Below are 589 nucleotides of genomic sequence, written 5' to 3'. Positions count from 1 at the left end.
CGGCACCGCCTACCGCGCCGGCCAGCCCGCGCCCCCGCCCGCCGGCCCGCGGCTGCACTGGAAGGACCTGCTGCGCGGCATCGTGCTGCGCCCGGGCCCGACGTTCTGGCAGATGCGCGACTACCCGATGTGGCCCACGGCGCTGACCGTGACCTTCGTCTACGGGCTGCTCGCGGTCTTCGGCCTCGACCAGGCGCGCGAGGAGGTGCTGAACGCCTCGCTGTCCAACAGCATCCCGTGGATGCTCAGCACCGCGGTGGCGGTCATGCTGAGCGGCCTGATCCTGGGCGCGGTCACCCACACCCTGGCCCGCCAACTCGGCGGCGACGGCGCCTGGGCACCGACCATCGGCCTGTCGATGCTGATCACCTCCATCACGGACGCGCCGCGCCTGCTGTTCGCGATGTTCCTGGGCGGCGACAGCTCCCTGGTGCAGATCCTGGGCTGGGCGACCTGGCTCGCGGCGGGCGCGCTCTTCACGTCGATGGTGAGCAAGTCCCACGACCTGCCGTGGCCCAAGGCACTGGGCGCCAGCGCGATCCAGCTCGTCGCGCTGCTGTCGAGCATCAAACTGGGCACGCTGTAGGGC

The 589-nt window shown here is 71.8% G+C and carries 1 protein-coding gene; it reads left to right on the top strand.

Annotation, left to right across the window (positions count from 1 at the left end; translation table 11 throughout):
• Positions 1 to 586: Yip1 family protein (locus KUM32_RS39945; protein WP_217146620.1), on the top strand; the 586-nt coding region annotated here is incomplete at its 5' end.
• Positions 587 to 589: the final 3 nt, after the last annotated feature.

The organism is Streptomyces sp. AC627_RSS907, assembly GCF_019049165.1.
This window is presented reverse-complemented; position numbering and strand designations above follow the sequence as displayed.